Origin of the sequence: Stenotrophomonas sp. SBJS02, from assembly GCF_020428325.2 — a bacterium.
In the GTDB taxonomy this organism is placed as follows: Bacteria; Pseudomonadota; Gammaproteobacteria; order Xanthomonadales; family Xanthomonadaceae; genus Stenotrophomonas; species Stenotrophomonas africana.
On record NZ_CP109812.1, the window covers coordinates 2,093,103 to 2,118,192 of the forward strand.

23 protein-coding genes are annotated in these 25,090 nt (G+C 67.7%); 22 read left to right on the forward strand and 1 reads right to left on the reverse strand.

Features of this window, described 5'->3' with window-relative positions; genetic code table 11:
- Window positions 1–132 precede the first annotated feature (132 nt).
- The 5 genes from FQS62_RS09900 to thrC all read left to right on the forward strand — a co-directional run bounded on the left by FQS62_RS09900 (window position 133) and on the right by thrC (window position 6,171).
- Complete coding sequence (locus FQS62_RS09900; protein WP_057500976.1) at window positions 133–1,083, forward strand: DMT family transporter; 951 nt, start codon at window positions 133–135, stop codon at window positions 1,081–1,083.
- A 138-nt stretch (window positions 1,084–1,221) separates the two neighbouring features.
- Window positions 1,222–1,356: a hypothetical protein gene (locus FQS62_RS09905; protein WP_268924661.1), complete on the forward strand. Its 135-nt coding sequence runs from the start codon at window positions 1,222–1,224 to the stop codon at window positions 1,354–1,356.
- 83 nt (window positions 1,357–1,439) lie between these two features.
- Window positions 1,440–3,944: a bifunctional aspartate kinase/homoserine dehydrogenase I gene (thrA, locus tag FQS62_RS09910; RefSeq protein ID WP_208043698.1), complete on the forward strand. Its 2,505-nt coding sequence runs from the start codon at window positions 1,440–1,442 to the stop codon at window positions 3,942–3,944.
- Window positions 3,941–4,855 carry a homoserine kinase gene (locus tag FQS62_RS09915; RefSeq protein ID WP_049449124.1) on the forward strand — a complete coding sequence of 305 codons (915 nt, stop codon included), beginning with the start codon at window positions 3,941–3,943 and terminating at the stop codon, window positions 4,853–4,855. The genes thrA and FQS62_RS09915 overlap by 4 nt, the downstream gene beginning before the upstream one ends.
- 29 nt (window positions 4,856–4,884) lie before the next feature.
- The gene (gene thrC, locus FQS62_RS09920) at window positions 4,885–6,171 is read left to right on the forward strand and encodes a threonine synthase (protein WP_208043699.1); all 1,287 of its coding nucleotides are present in this window, start codon (window positions 4,885–4,887) and stop codon (window positions 6,169–6,171) included.
- Window positions 6,172–6,276: 105 nt separating this feature from the next.
- On the opposite strand, the gene FQS62_RS09925 is transcribed toward thrC, so the two are convergent.
- On the reverse strand, window positions 6,277–7,029 hold the full coding sequence (locus FQS62_RS09925) for a Crp/Fnr family transcriptional regulator (RefSeq protein ID WP_049445540.1): 753 nt from the start codon (window positions 7,027–7,029) through the stop codon (window positions 6,277–6,279).
- A 128-nt stretch (window positions 7,030–7,157) separates the two neighbouring features.
- Here FQS62_RS09925 and hisS point away from each other — a divergent pair, with 128 nt between their 5' ends.
- The 17 genes from hisS (at window position 7,158) to FQS62_RS10010 (ending at window position 24,949) form a co-directional block, all read left to right on the forward strand.
- Window positions 7,158–8,555, forward strand: a complete 1,398-nt coding sequence (hisS, locus tag FQS62_RS09930) for a histidine--tRNA ligase (RefSeq protein WP_088480636.1) — start codon at window positions 7,158–7,160, stop codon at window positions 8,553–8,555.
- 26 nt (window positions 8,556–8,581) lie between these two features.
- Window positions 8,582–8,848: a hypothetical protein gene (locus tag FQS62_RS09935; protein WP_226053508.1), complete on the forward strand. Its 267-nt coding sequence runs from the start codon at window positions 8,582–8,584 to the stop codon at window positions 8,846–8,848.
- Window positions 8,849–9,267: 419 nt separating this feature from the next.
- A complete protein-coding gene (locus tag FQS62_RS09940) occupies window positions 9,268–9,576 on the forward strand; it encodes a YerC/YecD family TrpR-related protein (protein WP_088480638.1) in 309 nt (102 codons plus the stop codon).
- A 34-nt stretch (window positions 9,577–9,610) separates the two neighbouring features.
- Entirely contained in the window at window positions 9,611–10,522 is a 912-nt protein-coding gene (gene hisG, locus FQS62_RS09945; RefSeq protein WP_088436200.1) for an ATP phosphoribosyltransferase, read from the forward strand.
- Window positions 10,519–11,814 carry a histidinol dehydrogenase gene (gene hisD / locus FQS62_RS09950; protein WP_208042969.1) on the forward strand — a complete coding sequence of 432 codons (1,296 nt, stop codon included), beginning with the start codon at window positions 10,519–10,521 and terminating at the stop codon, window positions 11,812–11,814. The genes hisG and hisD overlap by 4 nt, the downstream gene beginning before the upstream one ends.
- Entirely contained in the window at window positions 11,811–12,905 is a 1,095-nt protein-coding gene (gene hisC / locus FQS62_RS09955; RefSeq protein ID WP_208042968.1) for a histidinol-phosphate transaminase, read from the forward strand. The genes hisD and hisC overlap by 4 nt, the downstream gene beginning before the upstream one ends.
- Window positions 12,902–13,975 (forward strand): bifunctional histidinol-phosphatase/imidazoleglycerol-phosphate dehydratase HisB, encoded by a 1,074-nt coding sequence (hisB, locus tag FQS62_RS09960; RefSeq protein WP_107379517.1) that lies wholly within the window; start codon window positions 12,902–12,904, stop codon window positions 13,973–13,975. Before hisC ends, hisB begins: the two co-directional genes overlap by 4 nt.
- Window positions 13,972–14,574, forward strand: a complete 603-nt coding sequence (gene hisH, locus FQS62_RS09965; protein WP_049445522.1) for an imidazole glycerol phosphate synthase subunit HisH — start codon at window positions 13,972–13,974, stop codon at window positions 14,572–14,574. The genes hisB and hisH overlap by 4 nt, the downstream gene beginning before the upstream one ends.
- Window positions 14,571–15,305 (forward strand): 1-(5-phosphoribosyl)-5-[(5-phosphoribosylamino)methylideneamino]imidazole-4-carboxamide isomerase, encoded by a 735-nt coding sequence (gene hisA, locus FQS62_RS09970; protein ID WP_049445520.1) that lies wholly within the window; start codon window positions 14,571–14,573, stop codon window positions 15,303–15,305. Before hisH ends, hisA begins: the two co-directional genes overlap by 4 nt.
- Window positions 15,299–16,075: an imidazole glycerol phosphate synthase subunit HisF gene (hisF, locus tag FQS62_RS09975; protein ID WP_012480036.1), complete on the forward strand. Its 777-nt coding sequence runs from the start codon at window positions 15,299–15,301 to the stop codon at window positions 16,073–16,075. The genes hisA and hisF overlap by 7 nt, the downstream gene beginning before the upstream one ends.
- Complete coding sequence (gene hisIE, locus FQS62_RS09980; protein WP_049445517.1) at window positions 16,065–16,685, forward strand: bifunctional phosphoribosyl-AMP cyclohydrolase/phosphoribosyl-ATP diphosphatase HisIE; 621 nt, start codon at window positions 16,065–16,067, stop codon at window positions 16,683–16,685. Before hisF ends, hisIE begins: the two co-directional genes overlap by 11 nt.
- A 97-nt stretch (window positions 16,686–16,782) precedes the next feature.
- Complete coding sequence (locus FQS62_RS09985; RefSeq protein WP_208042967.1) at window positions 16,783–18,372, forward strand: calcineurin-like phosphoesterase C-terminal domain-containing protein; 1,590 nt, start codon at window positions 16,783–16,785, stop codon at window positions 18,370–18,372.
- A 36-nt stretch (window positions 18,373–18,408) separates the two neighbouring features.
- Window positions 18,409–18,693: a hypothetical protein gene (locus FQS62_RS09990; RefSeq protein ID WP_005409434.1), complete on the forward strand. Its 285-nt coding sequence runs from the start codon at window positions 18,409–18,411 to the stop codon at window positions 18,691–18,693.
- An 84-nt stretch (window positions 18,694–18,777) separates the two neighbouring features.
- Window positions 18,778–19,800: a glucokinase gene (locus tag FQS62_RS09995; protein ID WP_208042966.1), complete on the forward strand. Its 1,023-nt coding sequence runs from the start codon at window positions 18,778–18,780 to the stop codon at window positions 19,798–19,800.
- 51 nt (window positions 19,801–19,851) lie between these two features.
- Window positions 19,852–20,850 carry a glycosylasparaginase gene (locus tag FQS62_RS10000; RefSeq protein ID WP_208042965.1) on the forward strand — a complete coding sequence of 333 codons (999 nt, stop codon included), beginning with the start codon at window positions 19,852–19,854 and terminating at the stop codon, window positions 20,848–20,850.
- Entirely contained in the window at window positions 20,847–21,584 is a 738-nt protein-coding gene (locus FQS62_RS10005; RefSeq protein WP_208042964.1) for a copper homeostasis protein CutC, read from the forward strand. The genes FQS62_RS10000 and FQS62_RS10005 overlap by 4 nt, the downstream gene beginning before the upstream one ends.
- Before the next feature lie 407 nt (window positions 21,585–21,991).
- The gene (locus tag FQS62_RS10010) at window positions 21,992–24,949 is read left to right on the forward strand and encodes a TonB-dependent receptor plug domain-containing protein (RefSeq protein WP_099590041.1); all 2,958 of its coding nucleotides are present in this window, start codon (window positions 21,992–21,994) and stop codon (window positions 24,947–24,949) included.
- Window positions 24,950–25,090: the final 141 nt, after the last annotated feature.

A 25,090-nucleotide genomic window follows, 5' to 3' on the forward strand; every position in this document is an offset into this window, starting at 1 on the left:
TGCACAGTGGCCAATCGCAGCCGAGCATTGGCTCGACTCTACAGAACGCGACAGGGCAGTAGCCTCGGTCAAGAGTGCCTGTCGGCCAGCGCTTACACTGCGCGGCCCGTTCTCTCCCCCCGAAGAACCCGAATGCGCAACAACCCGATGGCCCTGGGCATCGCCAATGGCGTTGCCGCCGGCGCGCTGTGGGGCGTGGTTTTCCTCGCGCCCGCCGTGCTGCAGTCGTTCAACGCCCTGCAACTGTCGGCAGGTCGCTATCTGGTCTACGGCCTGATCGCCGTAGCCCTGCTGCTGCCGCGCTGGAAGCGGCTGGCCCCGCGGCTGGGTCGCGCCGAATGGATCGGCCTGCTGTGGTTGAGCCTGGCCGGGAATCTGGTGTACTTCCTGCTGCTGGCGACGGCGGTGCAGTGGGCCGGTGGCGCGGCGGCGTCCTTGATTGTCGGCCTGATTCCGGTGGTGGTCACTCTGGTTGGCGTGCGCGAGCAGGGCGCTGTACCACTGAAGCAGCTGTTGCCGGCACTTGGGCTGTGCGTGCTGGGCGTGGCACTGGTTGGCTGGGAAGCGCTGATGTCCGAGCACCTGGCGACCCCGTGGCGGCAGCGCCTGATCGGCCTGCTGTGTGCATTCGGCGCGCTGTTCTCGTGGGCGCTGTACTCGATCGGCAACAGCCGCTGGCTGGCGCGCCGGCCGGATCTGTCCGGCTATGACTGGTCGCTGCTGACCGGCGTCACCACCGGCGGCCTGGCCCTGCTGCTGGTGCCGATGGCCTTCTTCGGTCACACCAGCAGCCACACGACGGCACAGTGGGGGGGCTTCTGGGCGATCAGTGCAGGCGTGGCGGTGGTGGCCTCGATCCTTGGCACTGCGTTCTGGAACCGCGCCAGCCGCCTCCTGCCGCTGACCCTGACGGGCCAGATGATCGTGTTCGAGACGCTGTTCGCGCTGGCGTATGCCTTCGCCTGGCAACAGCGCTGGCCTTCGCTGCTGGAAGCACTGGCAATCGTGTTCCTGGTGGCCGGCGTGATGATGTGTGCGCACGCGCACCGCACGCCGCGCGCGATCGCCGAACATGCGGGCTGAATGCGCTCGTCAGGCGTGCTGATGCCGGCTTGGTCTCAGATGCAACCAATTGCCGGCACGTTGAGCGATGATCGCGGCAATGATTTTTTGCATCGCAGCACTTGACAGCGGGCCGGCGCACAGTGTTTTCTGTGCGCCATGGTCCTTGATGCCGCCCACGCCAGCCTGATCGCCCCCGCCATTGCGGGCCGTTCGACTGCGCCGGTCGCCACCACCACCATTACCACCACCACCGTCACCACTGCCCTGGTGCGGCCCGTCGTCTTCGTGTAACTCCCGAAACCACGGCCCCGCACCATACAGGTGGCGGGGAAACTCGACACCTGCATGCGACGGGGCCTCCTACCGAGGTCTGCATGTCTTCCCACGCCCCCGCTCATCCCGTTGCCCCGGCCGACCTGGCTGCGCCGTCCACTGTCGTGCACAAGTTCGGCGGCACCTCGGTGGCCGATGCCGAACGCTATCGCCATGTTGCCGGCCTGCTGCGGGCCCGTCCCGAATCGCTGCAGGTCACTGTCGTCTCGGCGATGAAGGGCGTCACCGACGCCCTGATTGAACTGGCGCAGCTGGCGGCCAGGGGCGACGAAAGTTGGCGCGAGGCCTGGCATGCGCTGCGCGCACGCCATCGTGGCGCTGCCGTGGCGCTGTTGGGCGAGCAGGTGGGCGAGACCGTGGAATGGATCGACGCCCGTTTCGCGCAGCTGGCCGAAGTGCTGGCGGCGCTGGCGGTGATCGGTGAACTGCCGCGCGAGGTGCTGGACCGCGTGCAGGGGCTGGGCGAAGTGTTCTCCGCGCAGCTGCTTGGCACCCACCTGCGTTCATTGGGCGAAGACTGCGCGGTGCTCGACGCGCGTGATGTGCTGGTGGTCGGGCACGGTGAACTGGGCGTCGATGTCGACTGGGAAGCCAGTGCCGACCGCCTGGCCAAGTGGCGCCTGCAGCACCCACAATCGCGCCTGGTCGCCACCGGTTTCGTCGCGCGCGACCGCGATGACCGCATCACCACGCTCGGTCGCAACGGCAGCGATTACTCCGGCGCGATCTTCGCCGCGCTGTTCAACGCCGATGAACTGCACATCTGGACCGACGTCGACGGCGTGCTGTCGGCCGACCCGCGGCTTGTGCCCGAGGCGGTGCAGCTGGAGTCGCTGAGCTACGACGAGGCCTGCGAACTGGCCTATTTCGGCGCCAAGGTGGTGCACCCGCAGACGATGTCGCCGGCTATCCGCCTCGGCCTGCCGATCTTCATCCGCAATACCTTCCAGCCGGCGCATCCGGGCACGCGCATCAGTGCCGAGCGCTCGCCGCGCGGGCCGGTGAAGGGCCTGACCCTGAGTTCCGGTCTGGCTCTGCTGAACCTGGAAGGCACCGGCCTGATCGGCGTTCCCGGTACCGCCGAGCGCGTGTTTGCCGCCCTGCGCCTGGCGCAGGTGTCGGTGGTGATGATCTCGCAGGGTTCGTCGGAACATTCGATCTGCTGCGTGGTGCGCGCCGCCGAAGCAGCGCGCGGCCGTGAGGCATTGCTGCACGCGTTCGCGCATGAGTTGTCGGTGGGCCAAGTGCAGCGCGTCCAGGTCGGTGAGGGCGTCAGCGTCTTGGCGGCGGTGGGTGACGGCATGGCCGGGCAGCCCGGTGTGGCCGCACGCCTGTTCGAGGCACTGGGGCGTGCGCAGGTGAACATCCTGGCGATCGCGCAGGGTTCGTCCGAACGCAACATCTCGGTGGCGGTGGACAGTGCCGATGCCACCCGTGCGCTGCGCGCGGCGCATGCAGGCTTCTGGCTGTCGCCGCAGACGTTTGCGGTCGGTGTGATCGGGCCGGGCAATGTCGGTGCCGCGCTGCTGGACCAGCTGCTGGCGGCCCGTCCGCAGCTGCTGGCCAAGGCCAATGTGGATCTGCGCCTGCGCGCGCTGGCCTCGCGTTCACGCATGCGCCTGGAAGTGGATGGTCTGCACGCCGACTGGCGGGAGGCATTGCAGGACGCGGGCGAGTCCAGCGATCTGGATCGCTTCACCGAACACCTGCTGGCCGCGCACCTGCCGCATGCGGTGGTGATTGACTGCAGTGGCAGTGCCGATGTGGCCGAGCGCTACGAGGGCTGGCTGGCCGCCGGCATCCACGTGGTCACCCCGAACAAACAGGCCGGCGCCGGGCCGCTGCCGCGCTATCAGCGCATCCGCGCCGCCGCGGCGGCCAGTGGCGCGCGTTTCCGCTACGAGGCCACGGTGGGTGCAGGCCTGCCGGTGATCACCACGCTGCGTGATCTGGTCGATACCGGTGATGAAGTGCTGGCGATTGAAGGCATCTTCTCCGGCACGCTGGCCTGGCTGTTCAATCGCTTCGATGGCAGCCAGCCGTTCTCGCAGCTGGTCGCGCAGGCGCGGTCGATGGGCTACACCGAGCCGGACCCGCGCGATGATCTTTCGGGCGTGGACGTGGCGCGCAAGCTGGTGATCCTGGCCCGCGAGGCCGGCCACGCGCTCAGCCTGGAACAGGTACAGGTGGAAAGCCTGGTGCCGGCGCCGCTGCGCGAGGGCAGCGTGGATGACTTCATGGCGCGGCTGGGCGAGTCCGATGCCAGCCTGCTGCAGCGCCTGCAGGACGCGCGGGCCCGTGGTGCGGTGCTGCGCTATGTGGCACAGCTGGGTGCCGACGGCGCCTCGGTGGGCCTGCAGGAGCTGCCTGCCGACCACGCCTTCGCCAACCTGCGGCTGACCGACAACGTGGTGCAGTTCCGCACCCGCCGTTACTGCGACAACCCGCTGGTGGTGCAGGGGCCGGGGGCTGGCCCGGAAGTCACGGCGGCTGGCGTGTTCGCGGACCTGCTGCGGGTGGCTGCCGGCGAAGGAGCGCGCCTGTGATCGCACGTGCGTTCGCGCCCGCCTCGGTGGCCAACGTGGCGGTGGGCTTCGATATTCTTGGTCATGCCATCGCCGGTGTTGGCGATACCGTGATCGTGCGCCGCATCGATGAGCCGGTGGTGCGCATCGAAGCGATTCGCGGCAGCGTCGTCGAGCTGCCACTGGATGCGGCTGGAAACACCGCGGGTGCTGCATTGATGTCGCTGCGCGCAGGGCTGGCCCTGGACTTCGGTTTCGCGGTGGAGATCGACAAGGGCATTCCGTTCGGTTCCGGCATGGGCGGTTCGGCAGCGTCGTGCGTCGCTGCGCTGGTTGCCGCCAACGCACTGCTGGATACGCCGCTGTCGCGCGAAGCGCTGTACCCGTTTGCGCTCGATGGCGAGGCTGTGGCCAGCGGTGGCCGTCACGGCGACAACGTGGGGCCGCTGCTGCTGGGCGGTCTTGCACTGTGCACGGCCGACCGCCTGCTGCCGATTCCGGTGCCGGCAACCTGGCACAGCCTGCTGGTGCATCCGCATGCGGTGCTGGAAACACGCCGCGCACGCCAGGTGCTGCAGGGCAGCTACGCGCTGGGTGAATTCGTGGCACAGAGTGCGAACCTCGCGCTGGTACTCAGTGGTTGCCATCGTAGTGATGCGGCGCTGGTGCGGGCTGGACTACGCGATGTGCTGGTGGAACCACGGCGGGCCGGACTGATTGCGGGCTTCGAGGCAGCACGCGATGCAGCGCTGTCGGCACAGGCAATGGGGGCAGGCATCTCCGGTGCCGGTCCGAGCGTGTTCGCCTGGTTCGAGGATGCCGACCAGGCCCGCGCCGCTGCCGCACCGGTGCAGGCGGCATTCGCCGCTGCCGGTTTCGACAGCGATGCCTGGGTGTCGCCGCTGGATGCACCGGGAGCCCGCTTGTGCTGAATCCTTCCCCTCTACTGGATACTCAACCCATGCAATTTGTTTCGACCCGTGGCCAGTCCCCGGCTGTTGGCCTCAGTGCGGCGATCGCTGCAGGATTGGCGCCCGACGGCGGACTGTATGTACCGGAGTTGCTACCCGCGGCCAGTGAGCTGCGGGCCGGCGCGACGTTGGCCGATACGGCCGCGGATCTACTGGCACCGTTCTTCGCCGGTGATGCTCTGGAGGCAGCCCTGCCATCGATCTGTCGTGAGGCGTTCGACTTTCCGGTGCCGCTGCGGCCACTGGGCGACGGTGACCATGTGCTGGAGCTGTTCCATGGGCCAACGGCGGCGTTCAAGGATATCGGTGCGCGCTTCCTGGCCGGAACACTGTCGCGGCTGCAGGCCGGCAAGAACCGCGACCTGACCATTGTTGTCGCCACCTCCGGCGATACCGGTGCCGCCGTTGCTGCGGCCTTCCATCGCCAGCCCGGCGTGCGTGTGGTGGTGCTGTATCCGGACGGCCGCGTGTCGCCGCGGCAGGCGCACCAGCTCGGTTGCTTCGGCGACAACATCCAGGCGCTACGCGTGGCCGGTGCCTTCGACGACTGCCAGGCGATGGTCAAGCAGGCGCTGGCCGACCGCGAACTGCAGGCGCAGGTGCCGTTGAGTTCGGCCAACAGCATCAGCCTCGGACGCCTGCTGCCGCAGATGAGTTATTACGCGCATGCGGCGTTGTCCCATTACGCGACGCACCGTCGCCGGCTCAACCTGGTGGTGCCGACCGGCAACCTTGGCAATGCGATGGCGGCCGTGCTGGCGCGCGCGCTGGGCGTGCCGATCGGGCAGATCGTGCTGGCCACCAATGCCAATGCGGTGCTGCCGGCGTACTTCAATGGTGGCGACTACCAGCCGCAGGCCAGCGTGGCCACCGTTGCAAACGCAATGGACGTAGGGGCGCCCAGCAACTTCGAGCGCCTGCGCTGGCTTTACCAAGGAGATGACGCCGAGCTGCGCGCTGCCTTCCGCGCGTTCGCGGTGGACGACGTGACAATCCGCGCGACGATTGCGGCGGCGCACGCCAGCAGTGGTGAATTGTTCTGTCCGCACACGGCGACGGCGGTGAAGGTGCTGCAGGACCTGCGCGCGCGCGGAGCCAGGGGCGACTGGGCGGTGGTGGCTACCGCACATCCGGCCAAGTTCGAGGCAGTGGTGGAGCCGCTGATTGGCGAATCAGTGGCCGTGCCGCCGGCGCTGGATGCGTTGCTGCAGCGGCCCGCGTACGCGGAACCGTTGGCCGCGGATTACGCTTCTTTGCGTGAGGTGTTGCTGCGCTGATCGGAGATGGACGCAGTTGCCGGCCAGCGGCCGGCACTACCGGGAGGATGCAACACGGGTAGTGCCGGCCGCAGGCCGGCACCCCCCCCCTAAACCGCAATGCGGTCAGATCAACCCTTCACCGGCCAGCGTGCGCAGCCCGTCCTCGTCGAGGATCTCCACAACGTTCAGGTGGGGCAGGGCGATCAACCCCTGCTGGCGCAGCTTGGTGAAGGTACGGCTGACCGTTTCCATGGTCAGGCCCAGATGATCGGCGATGTCGCCACGACCCATCGGCAGCGACACGCGCAGGCCGTCGCCGCCCAGCTTGGCCTCGCGTGCGGCCAGGCGCAGCAGGAAATCGGCCAGCTTCTCGGCCGGCTGCAGGCGTGCGAGCGCCAGCGCGGCATCCTGTGCGGCATCCAGTTCCTGGCAGGCCCGCTGCAGCAGCTTGCGCTCCAGATGCGGGAAGCGGCTGCGAAGCGCCTTCATCTGCGGCAGTGCGACGCGGCACACGCGGCTGTCGGCAATCGCCTCGATGTCGTAACGATGGTGGTCGCTGCCGCTCAGGCCCAGATAGTCGCCAGGCAGCACGAAGCCGTTGATCTGGCGGCGACCATCCGCCAGGGTGCGCACCAGGCGCAGTGCGCCGGCGGTCAATGTATAGACATGCTGGCGTTCCTCGCCGGTGCGGGCCAGCGTGCTGCCCATGCTGACCTGCTGCGAGACCGTGACTTGTTCCAGCGCCTGCACTTCATCGGGCGACAACGCCGAGCACACCGCAAGGTGGCGAACCGAGCAGTGCAGGCAGTCCAGCGTGATGCAGGACGGCGCGGCGGGATCGTTGGTGGCGGGCGGAGCGCCGGAAGGCCGTGACATGTTGCGGGGGGCGTATCGCGGGCGGGGGAGGGCCTTATGATACTTCAAGCGGCCGTTCGACCCTGCCCGAGGCGGGGGCGCTAGAATGTTGCCCCCTCCCACGTCCCGTTCCAGCAGGAGTTCCGCCCGTGATCAAGCCCCGTACCCCGCCCGGCACCCTTGAGCTGCTGCCGCGCGAGCAGATTGCGTTCCAGCGCATGCTGGACGTCATCCGCCGCAACTACGAGCGCTTCGGGTTCCTGCCGGTGGAGACGCCGGTGTTCGAGCTGTCCGATGTGCTGCTGACCAAGTCCGGTGGCGAGACCGAGCGCCAGGTGTATTTCGTGCAGTCCACCGGCGCGCTGGCCAACGCGGCCGAGTCGGGCGACCGTTCGTTGCCGGAAATGGCGCTGCGCTTCGACCTGACCGTGCCGCTGGCACGCTACGTGGCCGAGCACGAACACGAACTGACCTTCCCGTTCCGCCGCTACCAGATGCAGCGCGTGTATCGCGGCGAGCGCGCCCAGCGCGGTCGCTTCCGCGAGTTCTACCAGTGCGACATCGACGTGATCGGCAAGGACAGCCTGAGCGTGCGATACGACGCCGAAGTGCTGGCGGTCATCCACGCCGTGTTCTCGGAACTGCGCATCGGTGACTTCAGTATCCAGCTGAACAACCGCAAGCTGATGCGCGGCTTCTTCGAAAGCCTGGGCGTGGCCGAAGGTGAGCGCCAGCTGGCGGTGCTGCGCGAAGTGGACAAGCTGGACAAGCGCGGCGCCGATTACGTGCGCGAGACGCTGGTGGGCGAGGGCTTCAACATTCCGGCCGAACAGGTCGAGAAGATCCTGGCGTTCGTGGCCGTGCGTTCGCAGGGGCATGCCGATGCGCTGGTGCAGCTGGACGCGCTGGAAGCCGACGCCGGTTCTTCGGAGATCCTGCGTACCGGTGTTGCTGAACTGCGCGAAGTGCTGCAGCTGGTGCAGGCGCTGGGCGTGCCGGAAACCGCGTATTGCCTGAACTTCTCCATTGCGCGCGGCCTGGACTACTACACCGGCACCGTCTACGAGACCACGCTGACCGACCACCCGCAGATCGGCTCGATCTGCTCGGGCGGCCGCTACGAAGACCTGGCCAGCCACTACAGCAAGTCGAAGCTGCCGGGCGTGGGCATCTCCATCGGCCTGTCGCGCCTGTTCTGGCAGTTGCGCGAAGCCGGCCTGATCGATGGCATCGAAGCCAGCAGCGTGCAGGCGCTGGTGGCCCTGATGGACGAGCAGGGCATGCCGCAGTCGCTGGACATCGCGCGCCGCCTGCGCGCCGGTGGCATCAACACCGAAGTGCAGATGGAGCCGAAGAAGATCGGCAAGCAGTTCCAGTACGCGGCCAAGGCCGGCATCCGCTTCGTGGTGCTGGCCGGTGAAGACGAGCTGGCGCGCGGCGTGGTGGCGGTGAAGGACCTGCTGCGCGAGCAGCAGTTCGAAGTCTCCCGTGACGAGCTGGCCAGCACCCTGCTGGTGGAGCTGGAGCAGTCCAGGGCGATGGCGTAATGCGGGCCGCCGCAGGGGCGCTGTGCGTGCTCCTGCTGGCGGGCTGCCAGAGTGACCCGTCGCTGCACAGCACGCGCATCGGTCCGGACCAGTACCGGCTGCAGGTTGATCGTTGCCATGTGATCGACCGAGCGCAGCTGGAGAGTGACCTGCAGGCCCTGGCCGCGCGGAAGTGCCCGGCGGGCGCAGGGGCGTTGCAGAACATCCAGTCCCTGCCGAGCCACCAGGGCAGCCTGTTCGGCGAATGCCTGCGCCGCGGCGCGCTGCAGGCCGAGGTGCGCTGCGCGCCCTGAGTCGGGCAAGGTTGTTGATTTGAAAGCAGAACGCCCGCCCCTTGGTGGGCGTTTTGCGTTTGTGGGGAAAGAGCAGTCGAGCATGGCTCGACTCTACAAAAGCCGTACTCGATCACTTTCCCGGCGTGATCCAGCAGATCGCGGCCAACTGTCGAAGGCGGGGTGGGTCCGGTTGAGGGGGCGTGAGCCGCATGGATGCGGCGACCGAGCTTACATGGACGTACTTGCAGCGTCCCCCTCAACCGGACCCACCCCGCCAACCCTCGGGAAGCCAGCTTTTGCTGTTGCTCTGGCTCTTGCCTCTGCGGGTGCAGGGCAGCAGCCCTGCCGTATCCCAACCCAACCCTCGATTTGACGCACTGCGCAAGAATGCGCTAATGTACTAACGCGCTATTACATTGATGCATGGAACCGACCCCGTGAAAGCCCGCCCCGAAATTGCCGCCAAAGACCCGAAGGCCGACCTGGACGCCCTCGCCGAGGCCTTTGCTGCTCTGCGCGAGCCGGAGCAGGTGGTCGCCTTCCTGCGCGACCTGTGCACGCCGGCCGAACTGGAAGCCATGGCCGACCGCTGGAAGGTGGTGCCGCTGCTGCAGCAGGGTGTGCCGTACCGCGAGATCCACGAGCGCACCGGCGTCAGCGTGACCACCACCGGACGGGTGGCGCGAACGCTTGAGCATGGCCATCGAGGCTATGCCGCCGCCATCGACCGCCTTGCTTCGCGCTGATCCGCGCCCCGTTCCGAACTTCGAGACCTCCCCCATGAGTGCAACCCAGGCAGCGCCGGCACGAGACCGGCTGCGTATCGCCATCCAGAAGAGTGGCCGGTTGGCCGAGCCCGCCCGCAACCTGCTCAGCGCCTGTGGCCTGAGCTGGCGCGAAAGCCGCGACAAATTGTTCTGCTACGGCGAGTCGCTTCCGGTGGACCTGCTGCTGGTGCGCGACGACGACATCCCCGGTCTGATCGCCGACGGCGTCTGCGACCTCGGCATCGTCGGTCGCAACGAGCTGGACGAGCAGGCCGCGGCACGTCGCCAGGTCGGCCTGCCGGATGCCTACCAGGCGCTGCGCGGGCTGGGCTTCGGACAGTGCCGGCTGATGCTGGCGGTGCCGGAGGAGTGGCAATGGCAGGGTCCGGCGCAGCTGGCCGGCACCCGCATCGCCACCAGCTACCCGGCCATCCTCAAGCAGTGGTTGGCCGAGCAGGGTGTGGATGCACAGGTGGTCGAGCTGTCCGGTTCGGTGGAAATCGCCCCGCGACTGGGTACCGCCGACCTGATCTGCGACCTGGTCTCCAGCGGCGCCACCCTGCGTGCCAACCAGTTGACCCCGGTGCACAACCTGCTCGACAGCGAGGCGGTGCTGGCCGGTGCGGTGCGCGTGCCGGATGATGCGCGTGCATCGCTGCGCGCGATGCTGCTGCGCCGCCTCGATGGCGTGGTACAGCGGCAGGACCGCAAGCTGCTGATGTTCCGTGCCAGCGAGGATCGCGTCGACGCGCTGTCGCAGCTGCTGGCCGATGCCGAGCCGCTGGTGCGGCTGCCGGCCGATGGCGGCGCGCTGCGCCTGCAGACCATGTGCCCCGGCCCGCTGAGCTGGCAGCGCATGGAAGAACTCGAGCGCGCTGGCGCGCAGGGCCTGATGGTGTTGAGCGTGGAGCGGTCGCTGGCATGAACCGTCTGATCTGGTCCCGACTTGATGAAACCGCGCGCAGCGCGGCGCTGACCCGCCCGGTGCAGACCGTGGCGCAGCAGACCCGCGACGCGGTGGCGACGCTGATTGCACAGGTGCGCACACAGGGCGACGACGCGCTGCGCGCGATCACCGCACGCTTCGACGGTGTCGAGCTGTCGTCCTTTGAAGTGAGCGAAGCCGAGTTTGCCGCGGCCGAAGCTGCGGTGCCGGCTGAGTTGCGCCAAGCCATGGTGGAAGCTGCCGAACGCATCGCGCGTTTCCACGCCGCTGGCATGGGCACGGGCTATGCGGTGGAAACCGCCCCGGGCGTGGTCTGCGAGCGCATGCTGCGCCCGATCGGCCGGGTGGGCCTGTATGTGCCGGCGGGCAGCGCACCGCTGCCGTCCACCGCGCTGATGCTGGGTGTTCCCGCACGGCTGGCCGGCTGCCCGCAGGTGGTGCTGTGCACGCCGCCGCGTGCCGATGGCAGCGCGGATCCGGCGGTGCTGGTGGCCGCGCGGCTGACCGGCGTGCAGCGTGTGTTCAAGCTGGGCGGCGCGCAGGCGATCGCCGCGATGGCCTATGGCACCGCCAGCATTCCGGCCTGCGACAAACTGTTCGGGCCCGGCAACAGCTTCGTCACCGAAGCCAAGCAGCAGGTCGCACAGGACGGCGCCGCCGCCATCGACATGCCCGCCGGCCCCTCCGAAGTGCTGGTAATTGCCGATGCCGGCGCCAATCCGGCGTTCGTCGCCGCCGACCTGCTGTCGCAGGCCGAGCACGGTCCGGATTCTCAGGTTCTGCTGCTGACCGACGATGCCGCGATGCTGGCGGCGGTCGAGGCCGAAGTGGAGCGCCAGGTGGCCTTGCTGCCGCGCCAGCAGATCGCACGCCAGGCGCTGTCGGCCTCGCGGCTGATCCAGGTCGATTCGTTGGACGAAGCCTTCGCGATCAGCAACCGTTATGCGCCGGAGCACCTGATCCTGGCGCTGCGTGTTCCGCGTGCGTGGCTGGAAAAGGTGCAGGCGGCCGGCTCGGTGTTCCTGGGTGATTACACCCCCGAGGCACTGGGCGACTACTGCAGCGGCACCAACCACGTGCTGCCTACCGCCGGTGCCGCACGTGCCTACAGCGGTGTCAGCGTGGCCAGCTTCCAGAACCTGATCAGCGTGCAGAGCGCCAGCGCCGCCGGCCTGGCAGCGATCGGCGGCTGCGCGCGCATCATCGCCAGCGCCGAAGGCCTGGATGCACATGAACGTGCGGTCGCAGTGCGCATGGAGGTGGCTGCATGAGCGCGGCTATCGATGATGTGCTGGCACTGGTGCGTCCGGATCTGCGGGCGTTCGCCGGCTACAGCTCGGCGCGCAGTGCGGCGGTGCAGGGCGAGGTCTGGTTGAACGCCAATGAGTCGGCCTGGGCCAATCCGGCTGATGTGACGGGCAACAGCCGGCGCTATCCGGAACCGCAGCCGTTGGCGTTGCGTGAGGGGCTGGCGGCGCTGTACGGCGTGACGCCGCCGCAGCTGCTGGTCGGCCGCGGCAGCGACGAAGCCATTGATCTGCTGGTGCGCGCCCTGTGCGTGCCGGGCCGCGATGCCGTGCTGGTCACGCCGCCGGTGTTCGGCATGTATGCGGTCTGCGCGCGCCTGCAGGGCGCCGCATTGATTGAAGTGCCCCTGGTGGACAGCGAGGACGGCCTGCGCGCTGATCTGGATGCCGTGATCGACACCGCCAGGGCGCGCAATGCCAAGCTGGTGTTCCTGTGCGCACCGTCGAACCCGGCCGGCAGTGATATCGCCCTGGACGAGGTCGAACGGGTGGCGGTTGCGTTGCGCGGGCAGGCACTGGTGGTGGTGGACGAGGCCTATGTCGAGTACGCGCAGCGTGCGTCGGCGACCACGTTGCTGGCCGCGCACGCCAATCTGGCAGTGCTGCGCACGCTGTCGAAGGCGCACGCGCTTGCGGCCGCGCGCATCGGCACCCTGATCGCCGCGCCGGAACTGATTGCCGTACTGCGCCGTTGCCAGGCGCCGTACCCGGTGCCGACCCCGTGCGCGGAACTGGCCGTGCAGGCGCTGCAGCCGGCCGCACTGGCACGTACCGCCGAGCGCGTGGCGACGGTCATCGCCGAGCGCGAACGCCTGTTCGCTGCGCTGCCGGGCCTGCCTGGCGTGCGCCGGGTGTATGCCTCGGCCGGCAACTACCTGCTGGTCCGGTTCACTGATGCGCAGGCAGCGTTCGACACCTTGCTGGATGCCGGCGTGGTGGTACGCGACCAGCGCGCCGCGCCGCAGCTGGGTGATGCACTGCGCATCAGTATCGGCAGCCCCGAAGAGAATGACCGCGTGCTTGCGGCCCTGTCGGCGCGGAGGGCCGCAGCATGACCCCGATCCTGTTCATCGACCGCGACGGTACCCTCATCGAGGAGCCGTCCGACTTCCAGATCGACGCCTACGAAAAGCTGCGCTTCGTGCCGCAGGTGATCCCGGCGCTGCTGAAGCTGCGCGACGCCGGCTATCAGTTCGTGATCGTCACCAATCAGGATGGCCTCGGCAGCGACAGCTACCCGCGCGCCAGCTTCGATGGCCCCAACAACCTGATGCTGCAGATCTTCGAAAGCCAGGGCATCACTTTCCGTGACGTGCTGATCGACTGCAGCTGGCCGCAGGACAACGCGCCGACCCGCAAGCCGGGCATCGGTCTAATGACCGCCTACCTGCAGGACCGCAGCATCGACTGGGCGCGCTCGGGCATGGTCGGTGACCGCATCACCGACCTGCAGTTCGCTGACAACCTCAACATCCGAGGCTTCCAGCTGCGCACCGAACAGTTCGGAGGCGAGTGGGACTGGCCGGGCATCGCCCATGTGCTGGCCGATGCGCCGCGTACCGCAGTGGTCCAGCGCAACACGAAAGAGACGAAGATCCGCGTCGAACTGGATCTGGACCGCGCCGGTGATGCGCGCATCGCCACCGGACTGCCGTTCTTCGACCACATGCTGGAACAGATCGGCAAGCACGGCGGGTTCGCGCTGGACATCCAGGCCGACGGCGACCTGCACATCGACGAGCACCACACCATCGAGGACACCGGCCTCGCATTGGGCCAGGCGCTGCGCGAGGCGCTGGGCGACAAGCGCGGCATCGGCCGCTACGGCTTCACCCTGCCGATGGACGAGGCGCTGGCCAGCGCTGCGCTGGACTTCAGTGGCCGCCCGTACTTCGTGTTCGAGGGCGAGTTCAAGCGCGAGCGCGTGGGCGATATGCCGACCGAACTGGTGCCGCACTTCTTCCGTTCGCTGTGCGACGCCAGCGGGTTGAACCTCAACCTGCAGGTACGCGGCGACAACGATCACCACAAGGTGGAAGCCTGCTTCAAGGCCTTGGCCCGCGCACTGCGTCCGGCGCTGGCCCGCCAGGGCACGGCGCTGCCTTCCACCAAGGGGGCGCTGTGAGCGACGTTGCGCTGATCGATGCCGGCGGCGCCAACCTGGGCTCGGTGCGCTACGCATTGGAGCGCCTGGGTGCGACGGTGCGGCTGGTGCGCGATGCGGATGGGCTGACCGGTGCGCAGCGGGTGATCCTGCCCGGCGTCGGCGCTGCCGGTCCCGGCATGCAGCGCCTGCATGCGCAGGGCCTGGTCGAGCCGTTGCAGCGGCTGGAAGTGCCGCTGATGGGTATCTGCCTCGGCATGCAGCTGCTGTTCGAACGCTCCGAGGAAGCCGGCGTGGAAACGCTGGGGCTGATTCCCGGCGTGGTGCGCAAGCTGGTACCGGCCTGCGGCATCCGCGTGCCGCACATGGGCTGGAACCGCCTGCTGCCGCTACGCGAATCGCTGTTGCTGCAAGGCGTGCCGGAACGCGCCAGCGCCTACTTCGTGCACAGCTATGCGGCGCCGCTCAATACCCACACCGTCGCTGCCTGCGACCACGGTGGCCTGTTCACCGCCGTGGTGGAGCAGGGGCGTTACTACGGCGCACAGTTCCATCCGGAGCGCTCCGGCGAGACCGGTTCGCTGATGCTGCGCAACTTCCTCGAGGGCACTGCTGCATGAGTTTCATTGTCTACCCCGCGCTGGATATCCGCGATGGCCGCGTGGTGCGGCTGCGCCAGGGCGACTACGCGCAGGAAACCTCCTATGGGGATGACCCTCTGCCGCGCGCGCAGGCCTTTGCCGCGCAGGGTGCGCAGTGGATGCATCTGGTCGACCTGGACGCTGCGCGCGCCGGTGGCTACACGCTCGCGCCGCTGCTGGCGGATATCCGCGGGCAGACGCCATTGCGGGTGCAGACCGGTGGCGGCGTGCGCGGTCGTGATGATGTGTCGCGCATTCTCGATGCTGGTGCCAACCGCGTGGTGGTGGGCTCGCTGGCGGTGCGCCGTCCCGATGAAGTGGTCGGCTGGCTTGAGGAATTCGGCGCCGAGCGCATCACGATTGCGCTGGACGCTCGCCAGGACGCACAGGGGCAGTGGCAGCTGCCGGTGCACGGCTGGACCGAGAACGCCGGGGTGACCCTGGATGACCTGGCCCGGCGCTACGCGCGCGCCGGCATGCGCCATCTGTTGTGCACCGACATCGCCCGCGACGGCATGCTGGCCGGGCCCAACATCAGTCTCTACCAGCACCTGTCGGCGCTGCTGCCGGGCGTGGCGGTGCAGGCCTCCGGCGGCATCCGCGACGTGGCCGATGTGGCCGAAGCGCGACGTGTGGGCTGCGGCGGCGCGATCCTCGGCAAGGCGCTGCTGGAGCAGCGCATGGACCTGGCGGAGGCGCTGGCATGTTGAGCCGTCGCATCATTCCGTGCCTGGATGTGCGCGATGGTCGCGTGGTCAAGGGTGTGCGCTTCCGCGACCATGTCGACATGGGCGACATCGCCGAGCTGGCGCAGCGCTACCGCGACCAGGGTGCCGACGAGCTGGTGTTCTACGACATCGGCGCCAGCCCCGAGGCGCGCTCGGTGGACGTCGCCTGGATCGAGCGCATCGCGCGGCTGATCGACATTCCGTTCTGCGTGGCCGGTGGCATCGACAGCGTGGAAACCGCGCGTCGCGTGTTGTTCGCCGGTGCCGACAAGGTGTCGATCAACTCGCCCGCGTTGGGCCGTCCCGAACTGATCACTGAACTGGCCGACGAGTTCGGCGTGCAGTGCGTGGTGGTCGGTGTCGATTCGGTACGCGAGACCGATGGCCAGTGGCGGGTGCGCCGTTTCAGTGGCGACCCGGACAAGACCCAAGCGGTGCCGCTGCGCACCCTGGACTGGATTGTCGAGGCACAACGGCGTGGCGCTGGCGAGATCGTGTTGAACTGCATGGACAGCGATGGCGTGCGCCGTGGCTACGATGTCGTGCAGCTGCAGCAGGCGCGGGCACTGTGCCAGGTGCCGCTGATCGCTTCCGGTGGCGCCGGTGCGATGGAACACTTCGCCGAGGCTTTCGATCAGGCGGACGTCGATGGCGCGCTGGCCGCCAGCGTGTTCCACAGCGGCGCCATCGCCATTCCGGAATTGAAGCGCTACCTGCGCGGACAGCAGATCGAGGTGCGGGATGTCTATTGAAGTGAGGCCGTCACCGGACGCGCTGCAGGCGCTGGACTGGGGCAAGGGCGAAGGCCTGCTGCCGGCGGTAGTGCAGCATGCCGATACCCTGCAGGTGCTGATGCTGGGCTATGTCAGCGCCGAATCGCTGGCGGCCACGCTCGCCATCGGCCATATGACCTTTTTCAGTCGCAGCAAGCAGCGGTTGTGGACCAAGGGCGAGCAGTCCGGCAACGTGCTGGTGGTGCAGTCGATCAGTGTCGACTGCGATGCCGACACGCTGCTGGTGATCGCGCGCCCGGCCGGGCCGACCTGTCACACCGGTGCGGAGAGCTGCTTCGATGGCGCGCCGAAGGACTTCCTGGGCGGGCTGGGCCAACTGGTGGCGATGCGTGAGGCGCAGCGACCACCGGGCAGCTACACCACGAGCCTGTTCGAGGGTGGTATCCGCCGCATCGCGCAGAAGGTGGGCGAGGAGGGTGTGGAGACCGCATTGGCCGCCGTGGCGCAGGATGATGAAGCGTTGCTGGGCGAGGCGTCGGACCTGTTGTTCCACCTGCTGGTGCTGCTGCGCGCGCGCGGGATGTCGCTGGAGGATGCGCGGGCGGTGCTGGAAAAGCGCCATCGTTGAGGGAGGCGTGGGACCAATGGTCCGCACCTGCCTCTGCAATGCAGCCGAGCGTGGCTCGGCTCTACAATAGGCGGTCTTCTTCTTTCCCGGACCGCCCATGAAACTGCCTGCCGCCTGGCTGTGCTGCCTGTTGCTGACCTCGCCGGCCTGGGCCGGGGACACCGTGGTCACCGGCAAGGTCTATCTGGAACGCGACGGCCGGCCGGGTCGCGGTGCGACCGATCCGGGCCTGGCCGGGGTGCAGGTTTCCAACGGCGAGACCCTCGTCAAGACCGCCGCCGATGGCAGCTACAGCCTGCCGGTGCGCGACGGCCAGACCGTATTCGTGATCAAGCCCGATGCCTACGCCTTCCCGAAGGCGACCGACGGCCTGCCGTCGTTCTGGCGCCACTACCGCCCGAACGGCTCGCCGGCGCTGAAGTACGGCGGCATCGCCGCCACCAGCGATGTCACCCGCAACTGGGATTTCGCTCTGCAGTCGGACCGCCATGACAGCCGCCGTGGTTTCCAGATGCTGGTGTTCACCGATTCGCAGACCGCCAGCCTGAAGGACATCGGCTACTACCAGCAGTCGATCGTGGCGCCGCTGGTCGGCCAGACCAGGGCGCGCATGGGCACCACCCTCGGTGACATCGTCAACGATGACCTGGCCCTGTATCCGGCGATCAACAAGGTCACCGCCGAACTTGGCGTGCCGTGGTTCCATGTGCCGGGCAACCACGACCTCGATTTCGATGCCGCCAGCGATGAGCACTCGCTGGACAGCTGGCGCAACATCTACGGCCCGGACACCTACGCGGTGGAAGAGGGCGGCGCCAGTTTCGTGTTCCTGGACGACGTGGTGTACGACCCCAAGGCCAGGCCGAAGTACGTCGGCGGCCTGCGCGAAAACCAGTTCGCCTTCCTCGCCAGCTACCTGAAGGGGCTGCACAAGGATCGCCTGCTGGTGCTGGGCATGCACATCCCGCTGTTCGACGCGGCGCCGGGACGCGAGACCTTCCGGCATGCCGATCGCCAGCGCCTGTTCGACCTGTTGAAGGACTTCCGCAACGTGCTGGTGCTCAGCGGCCACAGCCACACCCAGCAGCACGTCTACCACGGCAAGGCCGAGGGCTGGAACGGCGAAAAGCCGCTGCACGAGTACAACGTGGGTGCCAACTGCGGTGCGTTCTGGTCGGGGGTGAAGGACGCCGCCGGCGTGCCGGACAGCACCATGAGCGATGGCACCCCGAAGGGTTATGCGCTGCTCGACGTGGCTGGCAATGGCAGCTACAAGCTGCAGTATCGCGTGGCCGGCCAACCGGCCAGCCAGCAGATCGGCCTGCATGCCCCCAAGGTGCTGCGCCAGGGCGCCTACCCGGCGTGGGGTGTCTACGCCAATGTCTACATGGGTGAGGATGCCAGCGTGGTCGAGTACCGCGTGGATGGCGGCGCCTGGCAGCCGATGAAGCAGGTCAGCCAGCCCGATCCGCGCCTGATGGTGGAGAACGTGGCCGACGATCTTGCAAACAACCTGCGTGGCTACGATCGCTCGCCGGAGGCCACCGCATCGCCGCACCTGTGGCGCGGCGCGTTGCCGACCGATCTGGCGGTGGGCAGCCACAAGGTTGAAGTGCGTTCGACCCAGCCCGATGGCGCGGTTTTCACCGCCACCACCAGCTACAGCCTGCAGACTGCCCAGCCCTGATCCAGGGCGCCGCTGCCCAACGCGAAAGGACCCCGCATGGATATCCGCTTCATGGCCGGCACCACGCCGGTGACCCTCAGCCGCCACTGGTTCACCGGCGCGATGCTGCTGCAGAGCGCCACCGAGAAGGTCTGGGTGCAGCATCCGCTGCATCCCGGCACCCACTTCTCGTTCTCGCTGGTACAGTCGTGGCTGCGCCACATTGCTGGCCATGAAGTGCTGGTAGAACGCACCCGGCCGCTGCTGTTCGCCGGCTTCCGCCCGCAGCGCCTGCGCGTGCTGGTGGACGGCGTGCAGGTGGCCGAACAGGAAGGCATGTAGGCCAACCTGAACCACCGGCGTGCTAGGCAAAGCCGCCCCGATGCCTGAGAATCGGGGCGATTCAATCGATCCAAGCAGGCCAGCGTGACCATCGCAGCAGCGTCCCCGGTTTCCTCCGACTCCGCCCGCGGCGGTCTTCCGCGCCGTCTGGTGGTCGCCGATGTCGGCGGCACCTTTGCCCGCCTCGCGCTGGCTGAAACCCAACCTGGCCAGGCGCCGCTGCTGGGCAGCCATCGCATCTACGCCTGCGCCGAGCACCCCAGCCTGGCGGCGATCCTGGCCGATTTCACCGCAGGCCTTGGCCAGCCGGTGCAGACCGCGGTGGTGGCCATTGCCGGCCTGCTCGATGGCGATGTGCTGATCAATTCCAACCTGCCATGGACGGTCTCGCTGTCGGCCACCCGCGCGCAGTCCGGGTTGGGCGAACTGCAGCTGATCAACGATTTCGAAGCGGTGGCGCTGGCCATCCCGTACCTGCAGCCCGACACGCTGGTGCCTTTGAACGGCGATGCCGATCCGGCGCAGGCGTTCCCGGCACTGGTGCTGGGCGCCGGCACCGGCCTGGGCGCCGCGCTGCGCTTTGCCGATGGCGAGCGCCCGGTGCTGGCCAGCGAGATCGGCCATGCCGCGCTCGGCGCCGGCAACACGCTGGAACTGCAGGTGCTGGGCAAGCTGCTGCAGCGCTGGGCGCACGTGGACAACGAGCGCGTGCTGTCCGGTAGTGGCCTGATGAACCTGTACCCGTGCCTGTGCGAGCTGCGCGGTGCCACCCCGGTGTGGACCAGCACCGAAGCGTTGATCGGTGCCGCGCGCAGCGGTGAAGACGTGCTGGCGGTGGAAACGCTGCAGGTGTTCTGTGCCTGGCTGGGCAGCCTGGCCGGCGACGCCGCCATCGCCGTCGGCGCGCGCTCGGTGTACCTGGCCGGTGGCATTTCCGCGCATGTGCAGGATTTCCTGGCCGATGGCCGCTTCCGCGAGCGCTTCCTCAACAAGGGCGTGCTGACCGAGGTGCTCCGCCAGGTACCGGTGTGGCGCGTGGAGCATGGCCAGCTGGGCGTGCTCGGTGCAGCGGTCTGGCACGCCGCACGACAGCCCACGCACGACTGATCGGCACGGCCGGCATCGGGCCGGCCGCACATTGCAGACTGGGAGGGGAAGATGGTGGATCGCAGGCAGTTCCTGCAGGCCGGCGCACTGGCCGCTGGCATCGCAGCATTACCGGGCGTGCAGGCGCGCACGCAGGGTGGGGCCAAAGTGGTTTCGACCTGGGACTTCGGCGTGCCGGCCAACCAGGCCGCATGGAAGGTGCTGGCCCAGGGCGGCAGCGCGCTGGATGCGGTGGAAGCAGGCGCACGCTGGGCCGAGAGCGAGCTGTGCAACCCCACCGTCGGCCATTGTGGCAATCCGGATCGCGACGGCGTGCTGAGCCTGGACGCGAGCATCATGGATGGTGATGGCCGTTGCGGTGCAGTGGCCGCGCTGGTCGACATCCTGCATCCGGTGTCGGTGGCCCGCAAAGTGATGGAAAACAGCCCGCACGTGCTCCTGGTGGGCCACGGCGCGCAGCAGTTCGCGGTGCAGCAGGGCTTCGAGCGCAAGCACCTGCTGACGCCGCAGGCCGAAGCGGCCTGGCGCGAGTGGCTGAAGACCGAGAAGTACCAGCCGCAGATCAATGCCGAGCGCCGTGGTATTCCCGGCAACAGCGACAACCACGACACCATCGGCATGCTGGCGCTGGATGCCAAGGGCCATCTGGCCGGTGCCTGCACAACCAGCGGGATGGCCTGGAAACTGCACGGCCGGGTTGGCGACAGCCCAATCATCGGTGCCGGCCTGTATGTCGACAACGACGTGGGTGCGGCCACCGCGTCGGGCGTGGGTGAGGAGATGATCCGCAACGCCGCTTCGTTCCTGGTGGTCGAGCTGATGCGCCAGGGGCGCTCGCCGGCGCAGGCCTGCCGCGAAGCCATCGACCGCGTGGTGCGCAAGCGCCCCGAAGCGAGCAGAACATTGCAGGTGTGCTTCCTGGCCATGAACAAGCGGGGTGAGGTGGGTGCCTACGCGTTGCATCGCGGCTTCGTCTACGCCGTGTGCGATGGACAGCGCCAGGATGACCTGCGCGACTCGCCGTCGATCTACACGAGCACCCAAACGTGAGCACGCGGCTGACTCTGGAAATCGCCAGCAACTCGCTGGCCTCGGCGCTGGCCGCCCAAGCCGGCGGTGCCGACCGCATCGAGCTGTTCGACAACCTGGCCGAGGGCGGCACCACGCCGTCGTTCGCCAGCATCGCGATGGCCCGCGAGCGCCTGTCGATTCCGCTGTTCGTGCTGGTGCGGCCACGCCCGGGCGACTTCCACTACGACGCGCTGGAAACCGAACTGATGCTGCGTGACATCGCGCAGTGCCGCGCGCTCGGCTGCGATGGCGTGGTGATCGGTGCGCTGGATGTGCAGGGCGGTATCGACCTGGCGCTGTGCCGTGAACTGGTGCAGGCCGCCGGGCCGTTGCAGGTGACCTTCCATCGCGCCTTTGATGCGGCCCGCGACCTGCCAGCAGCACTGGAACAGGTGATCGGACTGGGCTGCCAGCGCGTGCTGACCTCGGGCGGCCAGGTCAGCGCCGAGGCCGGTGCCGATATGCTGACGGGTCTGGTCACACAAGCGGCGGGGCGCATCAGTGTGATGGCCGGCGCGGGGCTGGGCCCAGCCAATATCGCCGTCGTCGCACGGCGGAGCGGCTGTACCGAACTGCACGCCTCGGCCAAGGGCCTGCGCCGCTCGGCGATGCAGTTCCAGAACCCGGCCTTGCGAGGGCTGGACCCGGACTGGAGCCAGACCGCCACCGCCACTGTGGCCGCGCTGCGGCAGGCGCTGGACGGCGCGCAGTAACCCGCTTCTTCTGTAGAGCCGAGCCCTCGCTCGGCTGCTCTTCGCGACGAACAACAGCAGCCGAGCACAGGCTCGGCTCTACAACGACCCGCTACCGGCCGAACGCGACCACGCGGACAAAACCGTTCCGCGCGCGGTTGTCGTGATCGTGTCACTGCTTCGTGCGCCGTTCTCTCAGCGATGTTTCGCAACCTTTTGATTTTTCTGGATGCCGGCAGCCGATAGCAGCATTCCCTCGGGTGTTGCTGCGTTGCCGCATGCCGGGCGTGGTTCAGCTGTGCTTTAGTTTGGATCGATCCACAGGAGGGGGCGCCGCGTCGGTCCTGAACCGATCCAGGAGCCCGGATCAGCCGTAGTGCCGCGCCATCACCCGTCCGTGCGTCCACACTTTCGAAGAGCAACCACCCATGGCTCAGTCCGTTCGCAAGCGCCGTCACCTGCTGTCCCAGGCCCTGATCCTCGCCCTCTTGCCGCTGGCTGCCAGTGCACAGGAAGCTGCCAGTGCGTCCACCAAGGATCTGGACGCAGTCACCGTCACCGGTTCACGCATCAAGCGCGCCGCCGTCGAAGGCCCGGCACCGGTCAACGTGATCACCGCTGCGCAGATCCAGAAAGAAGGCTTTGTCAGCGTGTACGACGCGCTGAAGACCCTCACCGAGGCCACCGGCACTGTTGAAGCCGCTTCGCAGTGGGGCTCGCATACGCCCAATGCCAGCGGCCTGAACCTGCGCGGGATGGGCCCGAACCGCTCGCTGCTGCTGGTCAACGGCCGTCGCGTGGCGGACTACCCGCTGCCGTATGGCGGTGAAACCAACTTCTCCAACTACGGCAACATTCCGGCCGCGGCGGTGGAGCGCATCGAAGTGCTGACCGGTGGCGCCTCGGCCATCTATGGTTCGGATGCGATTGCCGGCGTGGTCAACGTCATCCTGAAAACCAACTACGACGGCGACGAAGTGCGCGTGCGTGGTGGTACCTCCACCGAGGGTGGCCGCGATACCTGGGACTTGTCCTGGGCCGGCGGCAAGACCGGCGACAACTGGAGCGTGACCTACGCGCTGCAGTACACCAAGCGTGATCCGCTGTTCGGGCGTGATCGTCCGCAGATGGACGACGCCGATGATGCACCGTATCCGTCCTGGAACATGGAGCAACGCAAGGTCGGCTTCCGACCCACCGCTGGTCTGGCGCTGATCGATCCGACCACGGGCCAGCGTCTGGCACCGCCCACCGGCACCTGCGAGAAGTTCAACGGCGAGTACTACACCGCTGATCGACTGGTCTACAACTACGCCGCCAACACCATCACCAACACCGGCCGCCTGTGCGGTATGAGCGCCGACTACGCCAACTGGCTGCTCACCGGCGGTGCCGAGAACGTGTCCGGCAACCTGTATGCCACCTTCGACTTCAGCAACGACCTGCAGGCCTGGACCAACCTGGCGGTGTACCGCTCCGAAGCGATCTGGGGCACCAATCCGCCCAGCGTGTCGCTGATCGACGATGACAACGGCTACTACTGGGATGCCAACCGCAACCGTCCGATCCTGGGCGTGCGCCAGTTCACCCCGAACGAGGTGGGCGGCCTGGATACGCTGCGCAATACCAACCGCGAACTGTCCTGGGATTGGAGCGCGGGCCTGCGAGGGCGCTTGGCCGACCGCTTCGACTGGAGCGCCACGGTGGGGCGTTCCTACTACCGCGTGGAAGAGCGGCAGAACGTGGTCGACAAGCAGAAGTCGTACGACTACTTCCTCGGCCCGAAGCTGGGTACCACGGCCGATGGCGAGGCGATCTACGCCTTGAACGAATCGCGCTGGTGGAACCCGCTCACGCCGGACGAGTACTGGCAGATGGGCACGGTGGCGAAGAACCGTGCGTCCTCATGGGTCAACCAGGCCTCGGCGGATATCACCGGCGAACTGTTCCAGGGCTGGGCCGGCCCGATCTCGTTCGCCGCGGTAGCTGAAGTCGCGCAGCAGGGTTATCACCTCAGCCCCGACCCACGCGCCGGCATCGACTTTGACCTGCAGAACGTCGATCGCGGTGGCGGCGAGCGCACCCGCTATTCGGCCGGCGTCGAGTTCAAGATCCCGCTGCTGGACAGCGTGACCGCCACTGCGGCCGCGCGCTATGACCGCTATGGCAACTACAAGGCCGACGACAGCAGCGAAGCGCTGGACATCGGCAGCCAGAAGGAAACCACCTGGAACGTCGGTCTGGAATGGCGCCCGGTCGAATCGCTGCTGGTGCGTGGCTCGTACGCCACCAGCTTCCATGCGCCGGACATGCATTACCTGCTGGGCCAGCCGAGCAGTTCGGAAGTGCAGACCTATGACCGCCTGCGCTGCATCCAGAGTGGCGCGTACCTGGTCAACAACTGCGGTGTGGGCAACACCGATGTCTGGTACACGTTCGACGTGAACCGCCGTGGCACGCCGCTGCTGCGCTCGGAAACCGGCGATTCGTGGACGGTCGGTTTCGTCTGGGACGTGATGCCGAACCTGTCGGTCAGTGCCGACTACTGGGCGATCAAGCTGGAAGACATGATCGTCGACGTCGGCGCCGATGAGGTGCTGGCCAGCGAGGCCGGTTGCCTGACCGGGAAGAACATCGATGGCACGCCATGGGCCAACCCGGCCGGTGGCGAATACTGCGCCGGCATCCTGGCCCGCGTGAACCGTGACAGCAACGGCCGCCTGGTATCGATCGAGCGTGGCCCGTTCAACCTGGCCAGCCGGGAAGTGCGCGGCATCGATCTGACCGCACGCTATCGCCTGGAAACCGCGCAGTGGGGCAGCTTCCAGCTGGGTGTGAACTACACCAACCAGATCTCCACCAAGGAACAGCGCTACGCCAACGACCCGAACCCGGAACGCCGCGACCGCGACCTGCGCAGCAAGCTGCGCGCGAGCCTGGCCTGGCAGCGCGGCAACTGGAACGCCAATGTCTATGCCGACCGCGTGGGCTCGGTGCCGGGCGTGCGCTACCACTGGGGCACCGACCGCCTGGACAACCCCGGTGGCTGCCTGCCGTTCGCCGATGGCTACGTGCCCAGCGACAGCCCGTCGCTGAACTGCCTGGAGCCGGCAACACGTCCGGATGGCTCGCCGAACCCGAACCCGAATGCAGGCCAGCAGACTGCGCGCTATTTCGGCCGGGTCGGGCCGTTCATCACCTGGAACTTCAACGTGGGCTACCAGGTGACCGAACACGCGAAGGTAAACGTGTACGTCAACAACGCCTTCAACTCCGCCAGCTGGAACCACAAGGACCCGTACAAGCTGGACTACGATTTCGCCCCGACCCGGTTGCTGGGCGCGGTCGGCCGCGAGTTCGCGTTGGAGTATGTATTCACCTTCTGAGGAGACCTACCTCTGGCGGTAGATCCGCGCCATGCGTGGACGTGGACGCCGGGTGCCCATTCAGGAAATGCGGACAGGCTGGATTTGACCTTCCCACGATGGCAAGGTTTAGCCTGTCCGCATCCAGAAGGAATCCCGGGA